At 55.1% G+C, this 20,120-nt stretch carries 20 protein-coding genes, 4 tRNA genes and 1 pseudogene; 13 read left to right on the top strand and 12 right to left on the bottom strand.

The features are described from left to right. Positions 1-45: 45 nt before the first annotated feature. Positions 46-121 (top strand) — tRNA-Asn (locus O3S68_RS02825). Positions 122-309: 188 nt separating this feature from the next. On the opposite strand, the gene O3S68_RS02820 is transcribed toward O3S68_RS02825, so the two are convergent. Further along, positions 310-1,089, bottom strand: a complete 780-nt coding sequence (locus O3S68_RS02820) for an SDR family oxidoreductase (RefSeq protein ID WP_020454213.1) — start codon at positions 1,087-1,089, stop codon at positions 310-312. Then, complete coding sequence (locus O3S68_RS02815; RefSeq protein ID WP_269230757.1) at positions 1,089-1,415, bottom strand: nuclear transport factor 2 family protein; 327 nt, start codon at positions 1,413-1,415, stop codon at positions 1,089-1,091. The genes O3S68_RS02820 and O3S68_RS02815 overlap by 1 nt, the downstream gene beginning before the upstream one ends. A 90-nt stretch (positions 1,416-1,505) precedes the next feature. On the opposite strand from O3S68_RS02815, the gene O3S68_RS02810 reads away from it, so the two are divergent. Continuing rightward, complete coding sequence (locus O3S68_RS02810) at positions 1,506-1,850, top strand: winged helix-turn-helix transcriptional regulator (RefSeq protein ID WP_020454215.1); 345 nt, start codon at positions 1,506-1,508, stop codon at positions 1,848-1,850. On the opposite strand, the gene O3S68_RS02805 is transcribed toward O3S68_RS02810, so the two are convergent. Then, entirely contained in the window at positions 1,847-2,125 is a 279-nt protein-coding gene (locus tag O3S68_RS02805; protein ID WP_269231693.1) for a hypothetical protein, read from the bottom strand. The two genes, O3S68_RS02810 and O3S68_RS02805, sit on opposite strands and share 4 nt — an antisense overlap. On the opposite strand from O3S68_RS02805, the gene O3S68_RS02800 reads away from it, so the two are divergent. Further along, positions 2,076-2,867, top strand: coding sequence for an MBL fold metallo-hydrolase (locus O3S68_RS02800; protein ID WP_269230756.1), 792 nt, complete (start codon positions 2,076-2,078; stop codon positions 2,865-2,867). The genes O3S68_RS02805 and O3S68_RS02800 overlap by 50 nt on opposite strands. A 59-nt stretch (positions 2,868-2,926) precedes the next feature. Here the strand turns inward: O3S68_RS02800 and O3S68_RS02795 are convergent, their stop codons facing one another. Continuing rightward, a complete protein-coding gene (locus O3S68_RS02795; RefSeq protein ID WP_269230755.1) occupies positions 2,927-3,439 on the bottom strand; it encodes a GNAT family N-acetyltransferase in 513 nt (170 codons plus the stop codon). A gap of 304 nt (positions 3,440-3,743) precedes the next feature. Between O3S68_RS02795 and O3S68_RS02790 the strand changes: the two genes are divergently transcribed. Further along, positions 3,744-4,289 carry a chorismate mutase gene (locus tag O3S68_RS02790; RefSeq protein ID WP_160269609.1) on the top strand — a complete coding sequence of 182 codons (546 nt, stop codon included), beginning with the start codon at positions 3,744-3,746 and terminating at the stop codon, positions 4,287-4,289. 348 nt (positions 4,290-4,637) lie between these two features. Further along, positions 4,638-5,963, top strand: a complete 1,326-nt coding sequence (gene shiA / locus O3S68_RS02785; protein ID WP_020454220.1) for a shikimate transporter — start codon at positions 4,638-4,640, stop codon at positions 5,961-5,963. A 43-nt stretch (positions 5,964-6,006) separates the two neighbouring features. Here the strand turns inward: shiA and cbl are convergent, their stop codons facing one another. Together cbl and nac are read right to left on the bottom strand one after the other, a co-directional pair. After that, entirely contained in the window at positions 6,007-6,957 is a 951-nt protein-coding gene (gene cbl, locus O3S68_RS02780) for an HTH-type transcriptional regulator Cbl (RefSeq protein WP_020454221.1), read from the bottom strand. A 104-nt stretch (positions 6,958-7,061) separates the two neighbouring features. Then, entirely contained in the window at positions 7,062-7,979 is a 918-nt protein-coding gene (gene nac, locus O3S68_RS02775; RefSeq protein ID WP_086873058.1) for a nitrogen assimilation transcriptional regulator NAC, read from the bottom strand. A 330-nt stretch (positions 7,980-8,309) separates the two neighbouring features. On the opposite strand from nac, the gene O3S68_RS02770 reads away from it, so the two are divergent. Continuing rightward, a tRNA-Asn gene (locus O3S68_RS02770) sits at positions 8,310-8,385 on the top strand. Between the two features lie 346 nt (positions 8,386-8,731). On the opposite strand, the gene O3S68_RS02765 is transcribed toward O3S68_RS02770, so the two are convergent. Both O3S68_RS02765 and O3S68_RS02760 read right to left on the bottom strand, forming a co-directional pair. After that, positions 8,732-10,276 (bottom strand): methyl-accepting chemotaxis protein, encoded by a 1,545-nt coding sequence (locus tag O3S68_RS02765; RefSeq protein ID WP_269230754.1) that lies wholly within the window; start codon positions 10,274-10,276, stop codon positions 8,732-8,734. 351 nt (positions 10,277-10,627) lie between these two features. Continuing rightward, positions 10,628-11,560 carry a LysR family transcriptional regulator gene (locus O3S68_RS02760; RefSeq protein WP_269230753.1) on the bottom strand — a complete coding sequence of 311 codons (933 nt, stop codon included), beginning with the start codon at positions 11,558-11,560 and terminating at the stop codon, positions 10,628-10,630. 96 nt (positions 11,561-11,656) lie between these two features. On the opposite strand from O3S68_RS02760, the gene O3S68_RS02755 reads away from it, so the two are divergent. The 6 genes and pseudogenes from O3S68_RS02755 to O3S68_RS02730 all read left to right on the top strand — a co-directional run bounded on the left by O3S68_RS02755 (position 11,657) and on the right by O3S68_RS02730 (position 17,739). After that, on the top strand, positions 11,657-12,145 hold the full coding sequence (locus O3S68_RS02755) for a GNAT family N-acetyltransferase (RefSeq protein ID WP_269230752.1): 489 nt from the start codon (positions 11,657-11,659) through the stop codon (positions 12,143-12,145). Between the two features lie 159 nt (positions 12,146-12,304). After that, complete coding sequence (locus O3S68_RS02750) at positions 12,305-12,493, top strand: YjfB family protein (protein ID WP_017458405.1); 189 nt, start codon at positions 12,305-12,307, stop codon at positions 12,491-12,493. A 145-nt stretch (positions 12,494-12,638) separates the two neighbouring features. Next, positions 12,639-13,376, top strand: a pseudogene (gene acuR, locus O3S68_RS02745) (acrylate utilization transcriptional regulator AcuR). Then, the gene (gene acuI / locus O3S68_RS02740; protein ID WP_097405943.1) at positions 13,373-14,350 is read left to right on the top strand and encodes an acrylyl-CoA reductase (NADPH); all 978 of its coding nucleotides are present in this window, start codon (positions 13,373-13,375) and stop codon (positions 14,348-14,350) included. The pseudogene acuR and the gene acuI overlap by 4 nt, the downstream one beginning before the upstream one ends. A gap of 136 nt (positions 14,351-14,486) precedes the next feature. Further along, positions 14,487-15,941, top strand: a complete 1,455-nt coding sequence (locus O3S68_RS02735; RefSeq protein WP_020454228.1) for an AMP nucleosidase — start codon at positions 14,487-14,489, stop codon at positions 15,939-15,941. A gap of 19 nt (positions 15,942-15,960) precedes the next feature. Beyond that, complete coding sequence (locus O3S68_RS02730; protein ID WP_269230751.1) at positions 15,961-17,739, top strand: aminopeptidase P family protein; 1,779 nt, start codon at positions 15,961-15,963, stop codon at positions 17,737-17,739. A gap of 239 nt (positions 17,740-17,978) precedes the next feature. Here the strand turns inward: O3S68_RS02730 and O3S68_RS02725 are convergent. The 3 genes from O3S68_RS02725 to O3S68_RS24240 form a co-directional block, all read right to left on the bottom strand. After that, positions 17,979-18,054 (bottom strand) — tRNA-Asn (locus tag O3S68_RS02725). Between the two features lie 81 nt (positions 18,055-18,135). After that, a complete protein-coding gene (locus tag O3S68_RS02720) occupies positions 18,136-19,602 on the bottom strand; it encodes an EmmdR/YeeO family multidrug/toxin efflux MATE transporter (protein WP_409521837.1) in 1,467 nt (488 codons plus the stop codon). 9 nt (positions 19,603-19,611) lie between these two features. Then, positions 19,612-19,770: a DUF5951 family protein gene (locus O3S68_RS24240; RefSeq protein WP_353609784.1), complete on the bottom strand. Its 159-nt coding sequence runs from the start codon at positions 19,768-19,770 to the stop codon at positions 19,612-19,614. 6 nt (positions 19,771-19,776) lie between these two features. On the opposite strand from O3S68_RS24240, the gene O3S68_RS02715 reads away from it, so the two are divergent. Continuing rightward, positions 19,777-19,852, top strand: a tRNA-Asn gene (locus O3S68_RS02715). A gap of 19 nt (positions 19,853-19,871) precedes the next feature. On the opposite strand, the gene O3S68_RS02710 is transcribed toward O3S68_RS02715, so the two are convergent. Continuing rightward, positions 19,872-20,042 (bottom strand): hypothetical protein, encoded by a 171-nt coding sequence (locus O3S68_RS02710; protein ID WP_269230750.1) that lies wholly within the window; start codon positions 20,040-20,042, stop codon positions 19,872-19,874. Positions 20,043-20,120: the final 78 nt, after the last annotated feature.

The following is a 20,120-nucleotide window of genomic DNA, read 5'->3' as shown; positions in this document are numbered from 1 at the left end:
GACACTCAAGTACGGGGCCAGTAGTATGCGCCCCGTTCACACGATTCCTCTGTAGTTCAGTCGGTAGAACGGCGGACTGTTAATCCGTATGTCACTGGTTCGAGTCCAGTCAGAGGAGCCAGATTCAAAAAAGCCTGCTTTTAAGCAGGCTTTTTGCTTTTCAGGCCTGACAACGTGTTGCCCCCTTCCCTTCAGCCGTTACTTCTCTTTTTCCGTACAGCGAGCGGCCTGGTTTACGCACATTCCAGCTCGCACGAGAGAATAAAACAGCCGCCGGCACATGGAGGTCACGCGCAATCATAGTCGCGATTACGCGGTGGGTACTGTGCCGCCATCGATAACGTACTCCGTACCCGTGATTGCCGCCGCACAGGATGAAGCGAGGAACACAATGAGATTTGCCACTTCCACCGGTTTTGATGGACGCCCCAGCGGAATGCCACCGAGCGAATCCATGATGATTTTCTTGCCGCCTTCGTAATCCGTTCCTGCCTGATGCGCGAGCCGTTCAGCCAGCGCGACAGAGGCTTCCGTTTCAATCCAGCCGGGTGCGACACGCAGTACGCGGATCCCTTTTGGTGAAACCTCTTTCGACAGGCTTTTACTGTAGGTCGAGAGTGCAGCCTTTGCCGCGGCGTACGCTGTTGTCGATTCCGGCAACGGCAGTTCGCGCTGGATGGAGGTGACATGAATAATAACCCCCGCTCCCTGCGCGAGCATGCCGGGTAAAAGTGCTCTGTCGAGGCGGACCGCAGGCAGCAGATTGAGATTCAGTTCCTGCTGCCATTCCTCTTCGCCTAACGCCGCGAAACCACCCGCGGGCGCTGTCGAGCCGCCAACAACATGAACAATAATATCAACGCCGCCAAAGCGGCTCTGCACCGCCTGCGCGACGCGCTGACAACCTTCAACCGTTGTCAGATCGGCCGCCACAAAGTGATCTGCTAACGATTCATCAGGCTGGATCCGCGCGGTGGTTAACACTTTCGCCCCCTGTTCATGAAACAGGCCAACAACCGCCTTTCCGACACCTTTAGTGCCCGCCGTGACCAGAACGCGTTTTCCTTGTAAGTTCAGATTTATGCTCATCAGACGATCTCCAGTGCGGCAATCTTCCCGTCCAGCAAAGTGAACGCATGGTTAAGCTGCACCGGGCTGCCGGGAAAATTGCCCGCCACATGCGAGGTCACCGTTAACCGTGTTCCCTCAACAGCAACCCGGATCGGTTCAACGGTGTACGCAAACGCACTCTGCACGTCGCGTTGCCAGGCCTGGATAGCGTCAAGGCCGCGATGGGTCTTATGTTCATCGATAACCACGGCATCAGGCGTAAAACAGTGGTTAACATTGGCGATATCTGCGCCATTGCTGATGGCGAAGTAGGTAGCAACAGCGTCGGGTAGTGACAAAGACATGATGAGAGGCTCCTGTTGTTTGCGGTGCTCTCATTTTCACCATATAGTTTCAAATCATCAAGAACGCACAAAAAAGTTAGTAACAGGCTTATGAGTAAGATTTATACCCCCGATACCGCCGCGCTTGGCGTCGAACAGGTGCTGCGATTACTGGAAGGCCGCTGGAAGCTGGTCATCCTGTTTCATTTATTTGATGGAAAAGTGCAGCGCTACTCCGATTTCAGCAGGCTTATTCCGGGCATTTCGCAAAAGATGTTAAGCCAGCAACTAAGGCAGCTTGAAGCGGATGGCATCGTGTCACGCAAGGTCTATCCGCAGATCCCGCCGAAGGTGGAATACCGGCTGACGGAGTGGGGCCAGGCCCTGTGCCCGGCGCTGGATGCCATGCTGAAATGGGCAGAAAAACGCGACACCTTCCCACCGAACGAGCCTTAAATCCGGCAATCACCTTTTCCTTCGTTCTGCCCCAGCCAGCTGCGCGCTGAACCGTTCTGTCGCGCAGCGGACAATTCTTCTTTTATTGGCCGCACTCTCCAGCACATACCGCAGCCTCCATGTGCCATGCTAAAGAGGTTATTACTCAAATAATGGCGCGCAAAAAAGCGGCCATTCGCTGCAAAACCCTTTAGCACTGACGTATCCGCAACAAAGAGGACAATAATGATCACCTTATGCAACGCGTGCGGCACATCGTATGAAATAACTGACACTCCCCCACACCGGTGCACTATTTGCGAAGATGAGCGCCAGTTCGTGCCGGTAACCGGGCAGAAGTGGGTTGATTTCCCCACCCTTCTGGCCTCGCATGTCAATAAATGGCAACAACACGAAAGCGATCTCTTCAGCATTAAAACCGTGCCTGATTTCGCGATTGCGCAGCGCGCTTTTCTGCTGCGAACAGCGCAGGGCAATATCCTGTGGGACTGCATTTCCACCCTCGACGACGCCACAAAAACGCTGATCGCCTCTCTGGGCGGGCTCAGGGCTATCGCTATTTCGCATCCTCATTTCTATACCACCATGCAAGACTGGGCTGCCGTATTTGACGCCCCGATTTATCTGCATGAACGCGATCGCGAATGGATCATGCGCGACAGCCCGCACATTACCCTCTGGGATGGCGACACCCTGCAACTGACATCAGACGTAAGTATCATGCGCCTTGGCGGTCATTTTGCCGGCGGCTGCGTCCTTCACTGGGCGCGGGATGACGGTGTGCTGCTATCCGGCGATATCGTTCAGGTCACGCCAGGCGCTAATGCCGTCTCCTTTATGTGGAGCTATCCGAATATGCTGCCGCTGTCGGCAGAGACGGTTCGTGAAATAACGCGCCGGCTGGATGCGGTGAAATTCGCGAAACTCTACGGTGCGTTTGAAGGGCGGGAGATCGCGCACGATGCTGCGGAAATGGTGCGCCGTTCAGGTGAGAAATATATCGCTTGCCTGCGCTAAGCGATTGTTTATCTAACCGTTCGGGTACGCTTGCACATAACGCACTGCGCCCCTTGATTTCAATATACTAATTGCATGGCAACCCGGCGTTTCGGATCCAGCCCGGCGAGGATTTCCTCTGTTAGCACCGCTTTCAGCCGGGGTGAAATGGCGTTGCCTTCAACGATGTCAAAACCCAGCGAAGCGTAAAAAGGCGCGTTGAAGGGCGCATTACGATCGGTCGTCAACGAGGCACCGTTTAAACCGCGTGCTTTGCCTTCCGACAAAAGCGCGTGCATCAGGCGCCGGCCAATGCCCTGCCGCTGCCAGTCCGGGTGAACATCCGCTTCGGCAATGTGCAGCCAGTCTTCCCTAATCACGGCACCGGCAAACCCGACGGGAATATCGTCCGGTGCAAACGCGACGAGCAATACCCCTTCCCTGCACAGCTGGTGCAACGCTTCCAGGCTGTTAGCGACAGGCGTTCCGCTCACTGCACCCGCCTCGCGCAGGGTTTCAAACGATGCAAGTTCGATGGCTCTTAACGCCGCAAAATGCTCGCTTCGCGCTGGTCTGATTGTGATATCTGTCATCTGAATGTTCCCAAAGGTAACAAGCGTTAAGCCTGAGCGACACGAGAGCGTCAGGCGTTCCCGCGTCGTCCCGCGCCTGGTATTGTACATCCCGCATGCGCCAGCACAATTTTCGTGCTGCGCCCTCACTCTTTGTCGCTTATTTACATCGTTTCATTTACTTACATAAAACGCTCACCAGGAAATAATCCATTCACGTAACTAATAGAATATGAATCGTGTTAGTGATTTTAGCCGTGATGGTCGATTCGCCGTTCTTCCCCGAGAACGGCTTTTTTTTGGGTTTTGACAGGAGGGTAAATTGATGTTCCAGTCTGCGGTTGTTTTCCTTTCGTCACTGTTCATGTGCGGCAATGTGTTTGCAGGCTCCGTCGCCTCGGTGTCGCTCAGCACACTTTCATCAGCACTCAATGAACGCATGCTGATCATGAAAGACGTCGCCAGTTACAAGGCACAGCACCACTCCCCCGTGGAAGATGTCGGGCGGGAACAAAAAGTACTGGCAGAAGCAGTGAAAAATGCCCAGGACGCGGGTCTGGATCCCGGTTCCGTGGAGCCTTTTTTCCGCGCATTAATGAACGCCAGCAAGGCCGTTCAGTATCGCTATCTGGCCGACTGGTTAGCCACACCGGATACCAGCCACTCGGTCAGAAGCCTGGACGCGACCCGGCAGCAGATAAATCAACTCGATAGCCAGTTGCTCACTGCCATCAGCCAGCGACTGCTCACCGGCCCTTTCACTGAAGCAGACACCGCATGGCTGTCGGCACAAATTATGGCGCCCAATCTCAGCGAGGCGGATAAAAACAACCTGCTTGCCGCTTTACGCCGTATTCATCGCGTACGTTAGCCATCAATGCCTATGCAATGAATAACACGGATACCTGGCCTGCCAGGCGCATGACAGGCCGGGCATCCGATAAGAAGATTAACGGCTTATGGCCGGCGCCTGCGGTGTAACATCGACCGACCGAATGCCACACATGCGAATCATTCGACAACCGAATAATCTTCTGCGCATTAACGCCCCCTGAGTTAAATTCCCCCTTTCATGCCGCCCGCTCTGCAAAAGAGTTTTCACCTGTCCGCTGTCGCTGTAGTCTCAATAGCGACTTTTTTAGCTGCGTACGATGTGAGTAACCTTTTTTCCTATTAAAACTAGAAAATTTTGCAATTTTGAGGAACGGACAGAACAACTATGGACTCCACGCTCATCACAACCCGCCCCGATGAAGAGGTACCGCCACTAAATCGCGCCCGCCGTGCAGCCTGGGGCAGCTTCGCTGGCGCAGTGGTCGACTGGTTCGATTTTTTACTGTATGGCATCACCGCCGCGCTGGTGTTTAACAGCGAATTTTTCCCGCAGATAGATCCGGCGATGGGCACGCTTGCCGCTTTCGCCACGTTTGGCGTCGGATTTTTATTCCGCCCGCTCGGCGGCATTGTCTTTGGTCATTTCGGCGATCGTCTCGGTCGCAAGCGAATGCTGATGATGACGGTCTGGATGATGGGGATCGCCACCGCCTGTATTGGTATTCTGCCCTCTTTTGCCACCATCGGCTGGTGGGCACCGGCGTTATTGGTCATCCTGCGCGCCATTCAGGGTTTCGCCGTTGGCGGCGAATGGGGCGGCGCGGCGCTGCTAGCGGTCGAAAGTGCGCCCTCCGGCAAAAAAGCCTTCTATAGCAGCGGCGTTCAGGTCGGATATGGCGTCGGGTTATTGCTCTCCACGGGGCTTGTGTCGCTCATCAGCAGCCTGACCACCAACGAACAGTTTCTGAGCTGGGGCTGGCGTCTGCCTTTCTTGTTCAGCATTGTACTGGTGCTCGGTGCGCTGTGGGTGCGTAACGGCATGGCGGAATCGGCCGAGTTTGAACGAGCGCAGACACAACAACCGACGCAAATAAAAAAACGCCCGCCCGTATTTGAAGCGCTGTTTCGCCATCCGGGGGCGTTTTTGAAAATTATCGCCCTGCGCCTGTGCGAACTGCTGACCATGTATATCGTCACCGCTTTTGCGCTGAACTACTCGACGCAAAATCTGGGTTTACCGCGTGAGCTGTTCCTTAATATCGGCTTGCTGGTCGGCGGGATAAGTTGCCTGACCATTCCGTTATTCGCCTGGCTGGCGGATCGTTTTGGACGGCGGCGCATCTATATCACCGGCGCATTGATCGGCGCGCTGAGCGCCTTCCCGTTCTTTATGGCGCTGGAAATGCGCTCCATTTTCGGCGTGGTGATCTTCTCGTTACTGCTGGCCAATATCGCCCACGATATGGTGGTTTGCGTACAGCAGCCGATGTTCACCGAAATGTTCGGCGCGGGTTATCGCTACAGCGGCGCGGGTGTTGGTTACCAGGTCGCCAGCGTGGTTGGCGGCGGGTTTACGCCCTTTATTGCCGCCGCGCTGCTGAACTTTTCCGGCGGTGAGTGGCATTCCGTCGCCATTTATCTGCTGGCAGGCTGTCTGCTCTCCGCTCTGACAGCGATGCTGATGAAAACACCGCCGCACGCGCATCAATAAAAAAAGCCTCCGCATGCGGAGGCTCTGTTTCTTGTGACCCTTGTTAAATCTGGTAATCGATCGCCGCTTCGTCCGGCTCCATCACCTGGCGTTTGATATCGTCTACCGACAGCCCGGCGTTACACAGTTCAATAAAGCGCCAGACATAATTTCGTTGTAACTGGCCGCGTTTTAACCCTAACCAGACAGTATTGGCATCAAACAGGTGTTGCGTATCCAGCCGCACCAGTTTGCCCTCTTCGTTTTCGCCGCTCGATTGCTCCGCCACCAGCCCGACGCCCAGCCCCAGCTCAACATAGGTTTTGATAACATCGGAATCCTGCGCGCTCAGCACCACATCCGGGATTAACCCCTTGCGACCAAACGCTTCATCAATACGCGAACGTCCGGTTATCCCCTGGCGATAAGTGATAAGCGGCCAGCGGCTGATATCTTCGAGCGTTAACGGTGAGGATTGCGCCAGCGGGTGATCCGCCGGTACCAGCAAACTGTGGTGCCAGCGAAACCAGGGGAACGCCACGAGTGAGCTGTCATTGCTTAAGCGTTCGCTGGCAATGCCGATGTCTGCGCCACCGTTATGCAGTAGAGATTCAATCTCTTGTGGAGTGCCCTGAATCAATTCCAGCCGCACTTCCGGGAACAGCGCGCGAAAAGCTTTAATCACCGAGGGCAAGCTGTAACGCGCCTGAGTATGCGTCGTCGCAATAGTCAGTACGCCAGAGGTGTCATTGGTAAAGAGATCGGCGAGCCTGCGCACATTGCTCGCTTCGTTAAGAATGCGCTCGGCAATCACCAGTAGCGCTTTACCGGGTTCCGTCATGCCCAACAAACGTTTGCCGCGACGGATAAAAATCTCAATCCCCAGCTCTTCTTCAAGCTCACGAATATGGCGGCTCACGCCGGATTGTGATGTGTAAAGCATGTTGGCGACTTCGGTCAGGTTGTAATCCCGCCGCGCCGCCTCGCGGATAATTTTGAGTTGCTGGAAATTCACCCTTCGCTGCTCCTGGCCTGTCAGACATGACGATATTGTTAAAGTCTGCGGCCAGGCAGAACAAATAATAAAAACCAGCATCTTATTCCATTAAGGAATAATGCTTAGCTCACCAGCTGCAACTCGTGGCTTTCCATTGCCGGGCGGCTGACTAATGACATTAAAATATCTTTCACCGCTTGCGCCTGCGGCGAGAGCGTGCCGCGCGCGGAAACGTTTAACGACAACGGCAGGTTCATCGACGGCGTGGTGATACGCGCCATCCAGCCGTTGGTCGCAGCGCACAGCGAACGCGCGGCAGACTCCGGCAGTACCGTCACGCCCATTCCGCTGGCAATCGCCGCCGTCAGCGTGGCGATCGACTCAATTTCGCCAATGATCTTCGCGGTCAGTCGACGCAGCGAAAAGGCTTCATCAACACGCAAACGGACAGCGCTGTAATCGCGCGGCAGGAAAAGATTCATATCGGCAACCGCCGTCAGATCGACGCTCTGGCCTGGGCAGTCACGCGTGCCCACCAGATAGAGATCCTCTTTCAGCAGCGGCAGGCTGTTGATCCCCGCGCCAGGCGCGCGTTCATACAGCACCGCCATATCCAGTTGCCCGCTGAGCAATTTATCGTTCAGCGTTGAGCCGCTATTTTCATGCAGATAAACCATAACTTCCGGCAACTCGGTCCGCACCGCCTGCAACAACGGCATGGTGACGGAAGACGCAGCAGTGCCCGGTGCCAGGCCGATGGAGACTTGTCCCCGCAGGCACTGACCGACATTGTTTACCGCCAGTTGCGCCTGTTCGCACTGGCGCAAAATCGTCCGTGCATGGGTGTAGAGGATTTTGCCCGCTTCGGTCGGCGTCACACCGCGTTTGGTGCGAATAAGCAATTGCTGATCCAGCTCGCCTTCCAGAGTGGCAACCTGCTGGCTCAGCGCGGGCTGCGCAATGTGTAATACTTCGGCTGCCTGAGTCAGGCTTCCAATATCGACGATTTTTACGAAGTATTTCAGTCGTCTTAAGTTCATTTTGCCTCCTGTACGGGTACCAGTGCCAACGCCGGATGTGATGTAGCCAGAGGAGTTGCAATATGCTTGCCAGTTTTAGTTAGGCAAAATGAAAGGCGCTAACAGGCTGGATAATAAGAGATTCTAATTACGAGCGGGGGAATTATTACTGAAACAGTGGTTTGTATGATGCCCCATGGCGGATGCATTGCACAATTTTGGTGCAAATGCGCGCTTAAGTGCTTATCCCGGCAGCAGATTGCTGAAATAGTCAGCAAACGATCGCGACGGCACGATCCATCCTTTGACAAGGCTCTGGGGCATCGCTAATATTCGCCCCGTTCACACGATTCCTCTGTAGTTCAGTCGGTAGAACGGCGGACTGTTAATCCGTATGTCACTGGTTCGAGTCCAGTCAGAGGAGCCAGATTTAAAAAAGCCTGCTTTTAAGCAGGCTTTTTGCTTTTCTACCAACCGCACGCGATAAACCCCTCACCTTTCATCCAGGCAAAACGTTGCTTTGCGAGCCGAGCGCGTGCGTCCCCTGCACCAGTCGCGGTTTTCAACCTCGCGTTTTTTCAGATATTCCTGACCAGCAGCATTGTTGCGCTCAGGGCTTACGCTTGCCGATTGAGCAATAAAGGCTGTCCACCGTAAAAGTGAAGATGAAGCCCCGTGATTGCAGATGCTGCTTTGCCTGTAATGGCGAGGCTGGCAGGGATAAGCCTTAACGGGCCTGCCTTCGCAGGCCCAGGAACGTGATGTCGCGGTGATTATCTGCCGGTATTAAAAAAGGCCACCGTCTGCGTCAGTCGACGGGTCTGCTCTTCCAGCGCACTGGCCGCCGATACCGCATGCTGAACCAGAGCGGTGTTCTGCTGCGTGACCGCATCAATTTGCACAATCGCTTCGTTAACATGGCTGATGCCTTTACTCTGCTCCTCGGTCGCGACGGAGATTTCCGACATGATGTCCGAGACGCGCCGCACCGCCACAATCATGTCGTCGATACTGCTGCCGGCAATTTTGATTTGTGACGAGCCGTTATTGACGCGCGTGACAGACTCTTCCACCAGCCCTTTAATCTCCTGCGCCGCCTGCGAACTGCGCAATGACAAACTGCGCACTTCACCGGCGACCACCGCGAAGCCTCTGCCCTGTTCACCCGCTCTGGCTGCTTCAACCGCCGCGTTCAGCGCCAGAATATTGGTCTGAAACGCGATGCCGTTGACCACCTCGATAATGCTCGCTATTTTCCCGGCGCTCTCGGAGATACCGTTCATGGTTTCATTCATGCTCTGCATTACCACACCGCCGCGCGAAGCAATATCCACAGCTTCACTCGCCAGATGACGCGCCTGCCCGGCGTTCTCCGCGTTTTGTTTCACGGCGGCGGTGATCTCTTCCATGCTGGACGAGGTGCGCTCCAGCGACATCGCCTGCTGCTCGGAATGTGAGGCAATTTGTTGATTTCCGGCAACAATATCATGGGTGCTGGTGTTAATGATCTCCGCCCCTTCACGGATATCATTGATCACGGCGGTCAGTTGCTCACGCATCACGCCCATTTCGTGGATCAGGCTTGAGTTATCCCCGGATTTTTTATCCACCGCCTGCGAAAGATCCCCGGCGGCAATCCGCGCGGCGACATCAACGGCATAAAGAGGTTCGCCCCCAAGTGCCAGCAACGTTCCCCGGTTGATGAGATAGACGATCACCGACAGCAAAATACTGATAGCCACAAATTCAATCAGGTTCTGATACAGCGAAACCCGAAACGCCGCGTCGATATCATCCACATACAGACCGGTGGTGATGATCCAGCCCCAGGGCGTCCACGGAATGCTGTAAGCGATTTTCGGCTGAGCTTCCGTCTCGCCAGGGCGCGGAAAAACATAAGCGGTAAACCCGGCCTGATTATCACGGGTAACCGCAACCATATCTCTGAAGATGTAGGCACCATTGGCATCCGCAACCTGTGGCCCCTGACCAATCAGCTTGGCGTTGATCGGATGCATAATCACTTCAGCCTGGGTATTGAGAATCGTGAAGTATCCCGTTTCTCCATAGCGTAAATCCTTAATTAACTGGGTTGCACGCTGCTGCGCTTCCTGTTGCGTGATCGCCCCTTTATCAACCAGCGCGGCCTGTGTTTTGACGATACTCAGCGCCAGTTGCGAAACATGCTGCAACTCGTTTTTCCGCAGTGACAGTTGGTCTTCTTTGACCGTAAAAGAGCTGTAGAGCAGTGTCCCGGCAAGGCACACCAGCGCCACGATGAGAGGGAGCCAAAGTTTTTGCGCGAGGGATAGTTTCATGGCATGAGTACCTATTGTTGTTTTATATGGCGGGTACAGCATCGGCTTCGGGCATTCGAACCGCGCCTTATCTCTATATCGGAAATAAAAAAAAACGAGTTAATCGATAGAAGTTGTATATCTTTCACAACTTAACCGTTTTGAGGTTATAAAAAAGTAACCAATTAATAAATAGAGTGTTATTTTTGGCGGGTTAATGCAGCCAGCGAAAGTCTTATTAATAAATAAGAACGCCGTCACATTCATGCGCGAAGGCATCACCGGGAGATAACAGCAATCCCGCCGCATTCGCTAACGAGTCATCGCCGTTTTTGCGTGTACTGCGCAACGTCTGGCCTACGGTCAGGTTGTTTACGTGTTGCGCGTAGTTTGCGGGTGCGACAGTTCTTTCAACATTTTCTGCAACCACTGCGCCGCCCCGCGCTTGCCGCTGCGTTTATGGGAATAAATCTTCACCTCGAACGGCGGAACCGCAAAAGGCAGCGCAAAAATGGTAATCCTTGCCGCCTGTTTTAACTTTTCCGCTGCCGAACGCGGAAGCGCCATCAGCAGATCGCTGTCGGCGATAATAAAAGGCGCGCTGAGCATCGAGGGGGTTTTTATCGCCACCTGTCGCGTATAACCCAGACGTTCGAGTTCACAATCCAGCACGCCTTTGCTTTCATTCCACGGCGTTACCACCAGGTGGCGCGCGGCAAGGTAATCGTCCAGCGTTAACTGTTGCCTGTGTTGATTGCTGATAACGACATATTCATCTGCAAACAAGCCGATCTCATCCAGCTCTGCGTAATGAATATCCTGCGGCGCGCTAAACCCCAGCGCGAAATCCACTTCTCCTGCCAGCAGCTCATTAAGCGCCGGGCTATGAGGCAAATAGCGAAACTCAAAACGCAGGCCGGGCGCTGTATGCTGTAATGCGGCCATCAGCGCGGGGAAAATGCTAAACACGGTGAAATCAGTGATCGCGACCTGCAAACAGTCTGTGGTCGTTGCGGGATTAAACTCCGCGTGCGGGGTGAGTTCATGGTTGAGATGCGCTAATGCCGACGCAATGGCGGGCGCAAGCTGGCTGGCATAAACGCTTGGGCACATTACGTGCCCTTCCCGGTAAAATAACGGGTCGTTGAGCGTCACACGTAGTCTTGAGAGCGCGTGGCTGAGCGCCGATGTGCTCATCGCCAGTTCTTCTGCCGCCTGGCGCACAGAACGGTGGCGGTAGACCGCGTCGAAAACGGGTAACAGGTTGAGATCAAGACGCCGTAACGTGGGATGCATAATATTCATCGAGTAGTGATTTCATTGCACTTAATTCTTTGCACAATACCGCTTATGCTGGCGGCCATCAATTTTGAACTCCCGGTAACAACAACAGGAAACGCAATGAGCATTACCATCCGCCCCGCCCGCCCGACTGACGCAAGCGCTATTTTTTCGATGATTTATGAACTGGCGGTGTATGAAAAAGCGCCTGAAGAAGTGATCACCACAGCAGATGAGATCCGCGAAACCCTGTTTGGCACGGAGAGCAAAACGGAAGCCTTGATCTGCGAAATCGAAGGCAAAGCCGTGGGTTATGCGGTTTTCTTCACCAGTTATTCGACATGGCTTGGCCGAAACGGCATTTACATGGAAGATCTCTACGTTTCGCCCGATTTTCGCGGTAACGGTGCCGGAAAAGCGATGCTGCAAAAGATTGCGCAGTATGCCGTTGAGCGCCGCTGCGGTCGTCTGGAGTGGAGCGTGCTCGACTGGAACCAGCCGGCCATTGATTTTTACCAGAGCATCGGCGCGCGGGCGCAAAGTGAATGGGTGCGTTACCGGCTGGATGGCGATGCCCTGCTGAAATTCGCCGAAAGTCCCGGCGCTTAATCTTTCTCCATTAACCCGCCACGGCGGGTTTTCGCTTATTCATCATTGGGTTCGTCTCACGCCTCGCTTAAAGATCCCGCGCTTACTGCCGATAAAAATTGTGCAGCTATACTCATAGCTGTTCTCTGGTTGTTTTTTCTACAATAAAGGATTTACAGCATGGATCCGATACAAATTGCATCATTAGCCAGCAGCCTTGACTCTTATCAGCTTGATAACCAAGTCAACACGCTGGTGCTGAAAAAAGCGCTCGATACCCAGAAAACGATCGCCAGCGACTTGATTCAGCAGATCCCGCAGTTACCTTCCAACCCGGCAATCGGTCGTAATATCAATACCACCGCCTAACCCGGTTTGCCCGCTGGCGTTTGCGGTAACAGCGTCAACCGGCAAGTTTGCAAGCCCGCCTCGTGCGGGCTTTTTTGTTTCTTCGCTTGCCTGGAATGGTAAATCGGCGTAGCCTCTGCCGAATTAAAACCGATCGGTCTAAATTATGAATGACGAAACAGCAGCACGGCAAAAACCCCTCCGTGGACGGCCGCCAAAAGTCGAGCGCAACTTTACCGATACCCGCCAGGAGCTGATTCGCTCCGGCCTGGAAGTGCTAACCGAAACCGGCTATCTGTCGGCGGGCATTGATGCAGTGATCAAAAATATCGCGGTTCCTAAAGGCTCGTTTTATCACTGCTTTAAAAGCAAGCAGGAATTTGGCATGGCAGTGCTGGCCGCTTACGGCGACTTTTTCGCGCATAAACTGGATAAATTTTTAACCGATACCCAGCGCTCCCCGCTGCAACGTATGGCCGCCTTTGTGCACCACGCGGGCCAGGGAATGGCGAAATACGATTTCCGCCGGGGTTGCCTGGTGGGCAACCTGTTGCAGGAAACGCCACTGTTACCGGAAGCCTTCCCGGCGCGTCTGAAAGCCATCCTCGCCGACTGGGAAACGCGCGTCGCAACGTGTCTCGATGAAGCAAAAGTCTGCGGCGAACTGCCGCCAGACGCCGCGAGCCGCGAACTGGCCAGGGTGTTCTGGTCCGGCTGGGAAGGCGCAGTAATGCGCGCCAAACTGTTCCGCTCCGTCGAGCCGCTGGATCAGTACTGGAAATTTTTCCACCACAGCATAACAACCGCCCCTGCTGCGTGAAGCATGACGGGGGATGGAGCATCTGCACAGGACGGCGAAAACGCCGAAAATACACCTCATCCGACGAGGAAAACGCAGTCATGAAAGCATTAGTTCTGGAACAGAATGAGAATAAAACCCTGGCGGAAGTGAAAGAGGTCGACCTGCCCGCATTGGGTGAAGGCGACGTTCGGGTCGATATTGACTGGTCCAGCCTTAACTACAAAGACGCGCTGGCTATCACCGGTAAAGGCAAAATCATTCGCCAGTTCCCGATGGTGCCAGGCATTGATTTTTGCGGTCGCGTGAGCGAAAGCCGCGATGCGCGCTTTACTCCCGGCCAGGCCGTGATCCTCACCGGCTGGGGTGTGGGCGAAAACCACTGGGGTGGACTTGCCGAGCAGGCCTGCGTAAAAGGGGACTGGCTGGTGGCGCTGCCGGAAAGTTTACGTGCGCGCAATGCGATGATCATTGGCACCGCTGGTTTTACCGCCATGCTGTGCGTCATGGCGCTGCAGGATGCCGGGATTAAACCGCAGGATGGTACCGTGCTGGTCACCGGTGCCAGTGGCGGCGTTGGCAGCACTGCTGTCGTGCTGCTGAAAGCGCTGGGCTACACCGTTGCCGCCGTAACCGGTCGCGAATCTACCCATGATTTTCTGCGTAAGCTGGGCGCCGATGAGATCCTGCCGCGCAGCGATTTTGAACAGACCCGTCCGCTGGAAAAACAGCTGTGGGCCGGTGCGATTGATACGGTTGGCAACCACGTGTTAGCAAAAGTGCTGGCGCAGACGAACTACGGCGGATGCGTTGCCGCATGCGGTCTGGCAGGCGGTTTCGAACTGCCGACCACCGTGATGCCGTTTATTCTGCGAAACGTGCGTTTGCAGGGCGTGGATTCCGTGATGGTGCCAACCGCACAGCGCGGCGCCGTGTGGGAAAATCTCGCACGTACGTTGCCAGAAAGTTACTACCAGCAGGCGGCAACCGAAATTACGCTGGAACAGGCTCCGGCAACCGCTGCCGATTTTCTCAGCAATAAAATCCAGGGCCGTACACTGGTGAAAATCAGCGGCTAATCCGCCTTCCGGCGCGCGCTGTCGCGCCGGATTGTTCCCTCATCCGTTTCCTCTGAATCCCGTTGCGCGCTGCTTTCGTTTCACATTCCTGTGACATACTATCGGCTACAGCCGTAGAGCAGATAAGGAGATAAAGATGAATAATAAGGGTGCAACTCTGACCCCGGAACAAGCGCTGGATCAACTTGAAGCGCTGTATGACCGTTCCGTCGAGGCCCTTCGTCAGGCGATCGCTCGCTATATTGACGACGGTCAGCTTCCCGATACCGAAGCCCGCGCACAAGGGTTATTCGTCTATCCGCAGTTATCCGTAAGCTGGAATGGCAGCGCGACGAACCCACCGAAAACCCGCGCCTACGCCCGCTTCACCCATTCGGGCTGTTACACCACCACCATCACCCGCCCTTCGCTGTTTCGTCCCTATTTACTCGAACAATTAACCCTGCTGTGTCAGGACTATGGCGCTCATATCGAGGTGGGGTTATCCGCGCATGAAATCCCGTACCCTTACGTGATTGACGGTTCGGAGCTGACGCTGGACAGGTCAATGAGCGCGGGCTTAACGCGCCATTTTCCCACCACCGAACTGGCGCAGATTGGTGATGAGACCGCCGATGGCCTATTCCACCCGACCGAGCTTTACCCGCTTTCCCATTTTGATGCGCGCCGCGTGGATTTCTCGCTGGCGCGACTGCGCCACTACACCGGCACGCCGGTTGAACATTTCCAGCCGTTTGTGTTGTTTACCAACTACACGCGTTATGTCGATGAGTTCGTGCGCTGGGGCTGTAACGAGATCCTCAATCCCGATAGCCCTTACGTCGCGCTCTCCTGCGCGGGCGGCAACTGGATCACTGCCGATACGGAAGCGCCGGAGCAGGCCATTTCTGATCTGGCGTGGAAAAAACACCAGATGCCGGCCTGGCACCTCGTCACCGCTGACGGTCAGGGCATTACGCTGATAAATATTGGCGTTGGCCCGTCGAACGCGAAAACCATTTGCGATCATCTGGCCGTGCTGCGCCCGGATGTCTGGCTGATGATTGGCCACTGCGGCGGCCTGCGTGAAAGCCAGTCGATTGGCGATTACGTACTGGCGCATGCCTACCTGCGCGATGACCACGTGCTGGATGCCGTGCTGCCGCCGGATATTCCGATCCCGAGCATCGCTGAAGTGCAACGTGCGCTATACGACGCGACCAAAGAGGTCAGCGACATGCCGGGTGAGGAGGTTAAACAGCGGCTGCGTACCGGCACGGTGGTCACCACCGACGATCGCAACTGGGAGCTGCGTTATTCCGCTTCCTCCCTACGCTTTAACCTGAGCCGCGCGGTGGCGATAGATATGGAAAGTGCCACCATTGCCGCGCAGGGTTATCGCTTCCGCGTGCCGTATGGCACCCTGCTCTGCGTTTCTGACAAACCGCTGCACGGCGAGATCAAACTTCCCGGCCAGGCCAACCGTTTTTACGAAGGGGCGATTTCCGAGCATTTGCAAATTGGCATCCGCGCCATCGACCTGCTCCGCGCAGAGGGCGATCGCCTGCACTCGCGTAAATTGCGCACCTTTAACGAACCGCCATTCCGATAACAATTAAAAAGGATTAACCATGCAAACACCGACACCGTTACAAGCGTTACGCGATCGGCTGGTCGCCCTGGAGCTTGACGGCATGATTGTTCCGCGTGCCGATGCGCACCAGAGCGAAGACTGCGCGCCACATGACAATAAACTCCAGTGGCTCACCGGCTTTACCGGTTCTGCCGGGCTGGCGCTGGTGCTGCGCGACAAAGCGCTGCTGTTTGTGGATGGTCGCTACCAGGTACAGGTGCGCAGCGAAGTCGATCTCCATGATTTTGCGATCCACCATTTGCACAACGAACCGCTGGATCAGTGGTTAAACGCTTCCTTGCCTGCGGGCAGCCGCATCGGCTTTGAGCCGCTGCTGATGGTCAACAGCCAGTTTCAGGCGCTGAACGCCACGCACTGTGAACTGGTGGCACTGGACAGCGATCCGTTCGACGTCATCTGGACCGATCGCCCGGCGGCACCGTGCGGCGCGATCCGTGAAATGCCGCTGGCGATAAGCGGTGAAAGCAGTGCCGATAAACGCGCGCGCATCGCGCGGGTGCTGGCGGAAAAAGGGGCGAATTACCTGGCGATTACGCTGCCGGATAATATCGCCTGGCTGCTGAATATTCGCGGTTCGGACATTGCGATGAACCCGGTGGCGCACTCCTTTGCCCTGCTCAGCCGCGAAGGTGCCGTCGAATGGTTTGTCAATCCGCAGAAAACCGCCGGTTTATCTGCGCAGCTCACCTCCACGCTGACGCTGCATGATGTCGGGGATTTCCTGCCGCGTTGCCAGCAGATCGCCGCCGGAAAACGCATCCTGCTCGACGGTGATTTCGCGCCGGTGGCGCTGCGTTTCGCTATTGAACAGCAGGGTGGCGAAGTGCTGTGGAGCGCCGATCCTATTACCTTTATCAAAGCGCATAAAAACGCGACCGAACTGGCAGGCTACCGCGAAAGCCACCAGCAGGATGGCGTGGCGTGGGTCAATTTCCTCGCCTGGCTGGCGCGCGAAGTGCCCGCCCGGGAAGCGGCGGGTAACCCGGTAACCGAACTGGAAGCGCAGCAAAAACAGCTGGCATTCCGCCAGCGGCAACCCGGCTTTATTGAACAGAGTTTCAGCACCATTTCAGCCTCTGCCAGCAATGCGGCGATGTGCCATTACCACAGCAGCGAAAAAACAAATAAAGCCATCACCAGCGCCAATTTCTATTTGAATGATTCCGGCGGCCAGTACCAAAACGGCACCACTGACGCGACGCGTACCCTGTCGTTTGGCGCACTCAATGCTCAGCAACGGCTGCACTACACCGCCGTGCTGAAAGGCTTTTTATCGATGTTCACCCTGCAATTTCCTGCAGGTACGCACGGCCACCAACTGGATGCGTTTGCCCGCCGCGCGCTGTGGGATTTAGGGCTGGATTTCGATCACGGCACCGGTCATGGCGTTGGTCATCAGTTGCTGATCCATGAGCAGCCGCAACGCATTGCAAAAAAGGTCAACCCCTGGCCGCTGTCGGCGGGCAACATTATGACTATTGAGCCGGGTTACTATTTAGCGGACAACTATGGCATTCGTATCGAAAACCAGGTGGAAGTGGTGGAAAGCCAGCCGGGATTCTGCCGCTTTGCTTCGCTGACGCTTATTCCCATCGATTTAAGCCAGGTGGAATGGAGCCTGTTGAGCGAACAGGAGCAGCAGTGGCTGGATGATTATCACCAGCAGGTGCGCGACACCCTGTCGCCACTGGTTGATGACGATGCCCGCGCGTGGCTTAATGCAGCCACTGCACCGCTGCGCGTGCAGGCAAGCTAAGCGTTCGGTTCATTCACAAACCCGCTGCGGCGGGTTTTATTTTACTCCGTGCAGGCATAATGTCTTTTCAGCGCTTCTTTGCCAGCGTATCGCCGCCCGAACTGACCATGTCGATAGCCTTTGTCATCGCGATGCATTGCTGCTTCAACGAGAAATTCCCGTAGGGAAAAACGCTAAGTTGCGGGATGTGAGAACGCAGAAAAGCAAAAAGCCTGCTTAAAAGCAGGCTTTTTAAAATCTGGCTCCTCTGACTGGACTCGAACCAGTGACATACGGATTAACAGTCCGCCGTTCTACCGACTGAACTACAGAGGAATCGTGTGAACGGGGCGAATATTAGCGATGCCCCAGGCCCTTGTCAAAGCCTGATTTTCACATTTTGGCGCGTTTGCTGAATTATTCTCCATTCTGTGCAGAAATGGCGCTTTTTTGCGGCTTCGGGTACTTCCATAGCCAGCGTCCGCTGACCATACGCCAGTAAAACAGCGCACCGCGCACCGCCCAGTCAAGGAACATCCCAAGCCAGACCCCAACCACGCCCATACCGAGCATAATCCCGAGGGTGTAACCGGCGACGACGCGACAACCCCACATTCCAAGCATGGACACCCACATGGCGAAACGGGCGTCGCGCGCGCCTTTCAGCCCGGCGGGTAGCACCCAGGATGCCGCCCAGATGGGCATAAACGCCGCGTTAAGCCAGAGAAGCACTTTAACCACCTCTTTTACATCCTCTTCCTGGGTGTAAAACGAGGCGAAAAGCCCGGCAAACGGCGCGGTTCCCCAGGCAAGCATCGTCAGTAACAGCGTCGAGAGCCAGAATACATGCCGCAACTGGCGCTCAGCCTGGCTTATCTGTCCTTTGCCCAGTCGTTTACCGGTAATAATTGTGGAGGCGGAACCCAGCGCGTTGCCCGGTAGGTTAATTAGCGCGGCGACGGAGAAAGCAATAAAGTTACCGGCGATAACGTTGGTGCCCATACCGGCAACGAACATTTGCGTCAGCAGCTTGCCGCCGTTAAACAGCACCGATTCGATACTGGCGGGGATGCCGATACCCATCACTTCCCAGATAATGCTGAAGTTGAGCTTTTCGAAGTAACTTTTTAGCGGAATACGCAGCGCCGGGTTAAAGCCAATCATCAGTACCCAGATAATCGCCACCGCGCCAATATAGCGGGAAATGGTCAGCCCCAGCCCTGCCCCGGCGAAGCCCATCCCTTTCCAGCCGAAGAGACCGTAGATCAGCACGCTGCTGATAAGAATATTGAGGATATTCATGCCGCCGTTAATCAGCAGCGGGATTTTGGTATTGCCCGCGCCGCGCAGCGCTCCGCTGCCAATCAGCGCAATGGCCGCAGCCGGGTAGCTGAGAACCGTCAGTTCAAGGTAGGTCAGCGCCAGCGCCTTGACCTCCGCCGTTGCCGCCCCGGCGATAAAATCGATAATTTCCGTACCGTAGTAGTGGATCACCGCCGCCAGCACAATCGAAAACAGCGTCATGATCACCAGCGACTGGCGCGTCGCCGCCCTCGCCCGCTCGCCATCCAGCTTACCGAGGCTGAAGGCCACCACCACCGTGGTTCCCAGGTCGATTGCCGCGAAAAATGACATCACCACCATGTTAAAACTATCGGCAAGACCTACCCCCGCCATCGCCTCTTTGCCTAGCCAGCTTACGAGGAAGGTGCTGAGCACGCCCATCATCAGGACGCAGGTGTTTTCGAGGAAGATAGGTACGGCAAGGGGGGTGATTTCTCGCCAGAATAAAACACGGTAGCTTTTACGCTTTCTGTACCACGGCGTGCGCATGACAGCCTGGCGAAGAGGAGTAACGACGTTCAAATTGGTCCTTAGCCGCAAAAGGTGAAATCACATTTCAAATGATGGGGGAGAAACCGTGATCCTGCAAAGCATTTCCACAGAAAACGATGATAATGAACTCAAATTGTCGATGGATTCGGCAGTCAGCACACCCTGCGAGAAATGAGGTTTGACAAAAGATTTTTCGCCGCTAAGATAAGCCTCCACAACGATTCCTCTGTAGTTCAGTCGGTAGAACGGCGGACTGTTAATCCGTATGTCACTGGTTCGAGTCCAGTCAGAGGAGCCAGATTCAAAAAAGCCTGCTTTTAAGCAGGCTTTTTGCTTTTTATCGCTCCGCTAAACATAGCGATAAGTTTTTCCCCTTCAGAAACCGCCCTTTCCGCTTCTTGAGTATCAAGCTGAACCTGTAACGTAATCCATTGAAAATGTTTGCTTAGCTTAATGCTATGCTCAGGGCTTGCAGAAAGTACCGACATGCGCGATCAATACCGCGCGACAGGAAATAGAAAAACAAGTGACCAGCTCTCCAGTCACGCCGCGCCTTTTAAGGCCAA

Origin of the sequence: Kosakonia sp. SOY2 (genome assembly GCF_027109175.1) — a bacterium.
Lineage (GTDB): Bacteria > Pseudomonadota > Gammaproteobacteria > Enterobacterales > Enterobacteriaceae > Kosakonia.
Note: the sequence above shows the minus strand (reverse complement) of the source record. Positions and strands in the feature narration are given on the sequence as shown.

Excerpts from the sequence above, each read along its gene's own strand:
- O3S68_RS02820 (WP_020454213.1), bottom strand. The coding sequence starts at position 1,089 with ATGAGCATAAATCTGAACTTACAAGGAAAACGCGTTCTGGTCACGGCG.
- O3S68_RS02815 (WP_269230757.1), bottom strand. The coding sequence starts at position 1,415 with ATGTCTTTGTCACTACCCGACGCTGTTGCTACCTACTTCGCCATCAGC.
- O3S68_RS02810 (WP_020454215.1), top strand. The coding sequence starts at position 1,506 with ATGAGTAAGATTTATACCCCCGATACCGCCGCGCTTGGCGTCGAACAG.
- O3S68_RS02800 (WP_269230756.1), top strand. The coding sequence starts at position 2,076 with ATGATCACCTTATGCAACGCGTGCGGCACATCGTATGAAATAACTGAC.
- O3S68_RS02795 (WP_269230755.1), bottom strand. The coding sequence starts at position 3,439 with ATGACAGATATCACAATCAGACCAGCGCGAAGCGAGCATTTTGCGGCG.
- O3S68_RS02790 (WP_160269609.1), top strand. The coding sequence starts at position 3,744 with ATGTTCCAGTCTGCGGTTGTTTTCCTTTCGTCACTGTTCATGTGCGGC.
- shiA (WP_020454220.1), top strand. The coding sequence starts at position 4,638 with ATGGACTCCACGCTCATCACAACCCGCCCCGATGAAGAGGTACCGCCA.
- nac (WP_086873058.1), bottom strand. The coding sequence starts at position 7,979 with ATGAACTTAAGACGACTGAAATACTTCGTAAAAATCGTCGATATTGGA.
- O3S68_RS02765 (WP_269230754.1), bottom strand. The coding sequence starts at position 10,276 with ATGAAACTATCCCTCGCGCAAAAACTTTGGCTCCCTCTCATCGTGGCG.
- O3S68_RS02760 (WP_269230753.1), bottom strand. The coding sequence starts at position 11,560 with ATGAATATTATGCATCCCACGTTACGGCGTCTTGATCTCAACCTGTTA.
- O3S68_RS02755 (WP_269230752.1), top strand. The coding sequence starts at position 11,657 with ATGAGCATTACCATCCGCCCCGCCCGCCCGACTGACGCAAGCGCTATT.
- O3S68_RS02750 (WP_017458405.1), top strand. The coding sequence starts at position 12,305 with ATGGATCCGATACAAATTGCATCATTAGCCAGCAGCCTTGACTCTTAT.
- acuI (WP_097405943.1), top strand. The coding sequence starts at position 13,373 with ATGAAAGCATTAGTTCTGGAACAGAATGAGAATAAAACCCTGGCGGAA.
- O3S68_RS02735 (WP_020454228.1), top strand. The coding sequence starts at position 14,487 with ATGAATAATAAGGGTGCAACTCTGACCCCGGAACAAGCGCTGGATCAA.
- O3S68_RS02730 (WP_269230751.1), top strand. The coding sequence starts at position 15,961 with ATGCAAACACCGACACCGTTACAAGCGTTACGCGATCGGCTGGTCGCC.
- O3S68_RS02710 (WP_269230750.1), bottom strand. The coding sequence starts at position 20,042 with ATGTCGGTACTTTCTGCAAGCCCTGAGCATAGCATTAAGCTAAGCAAA.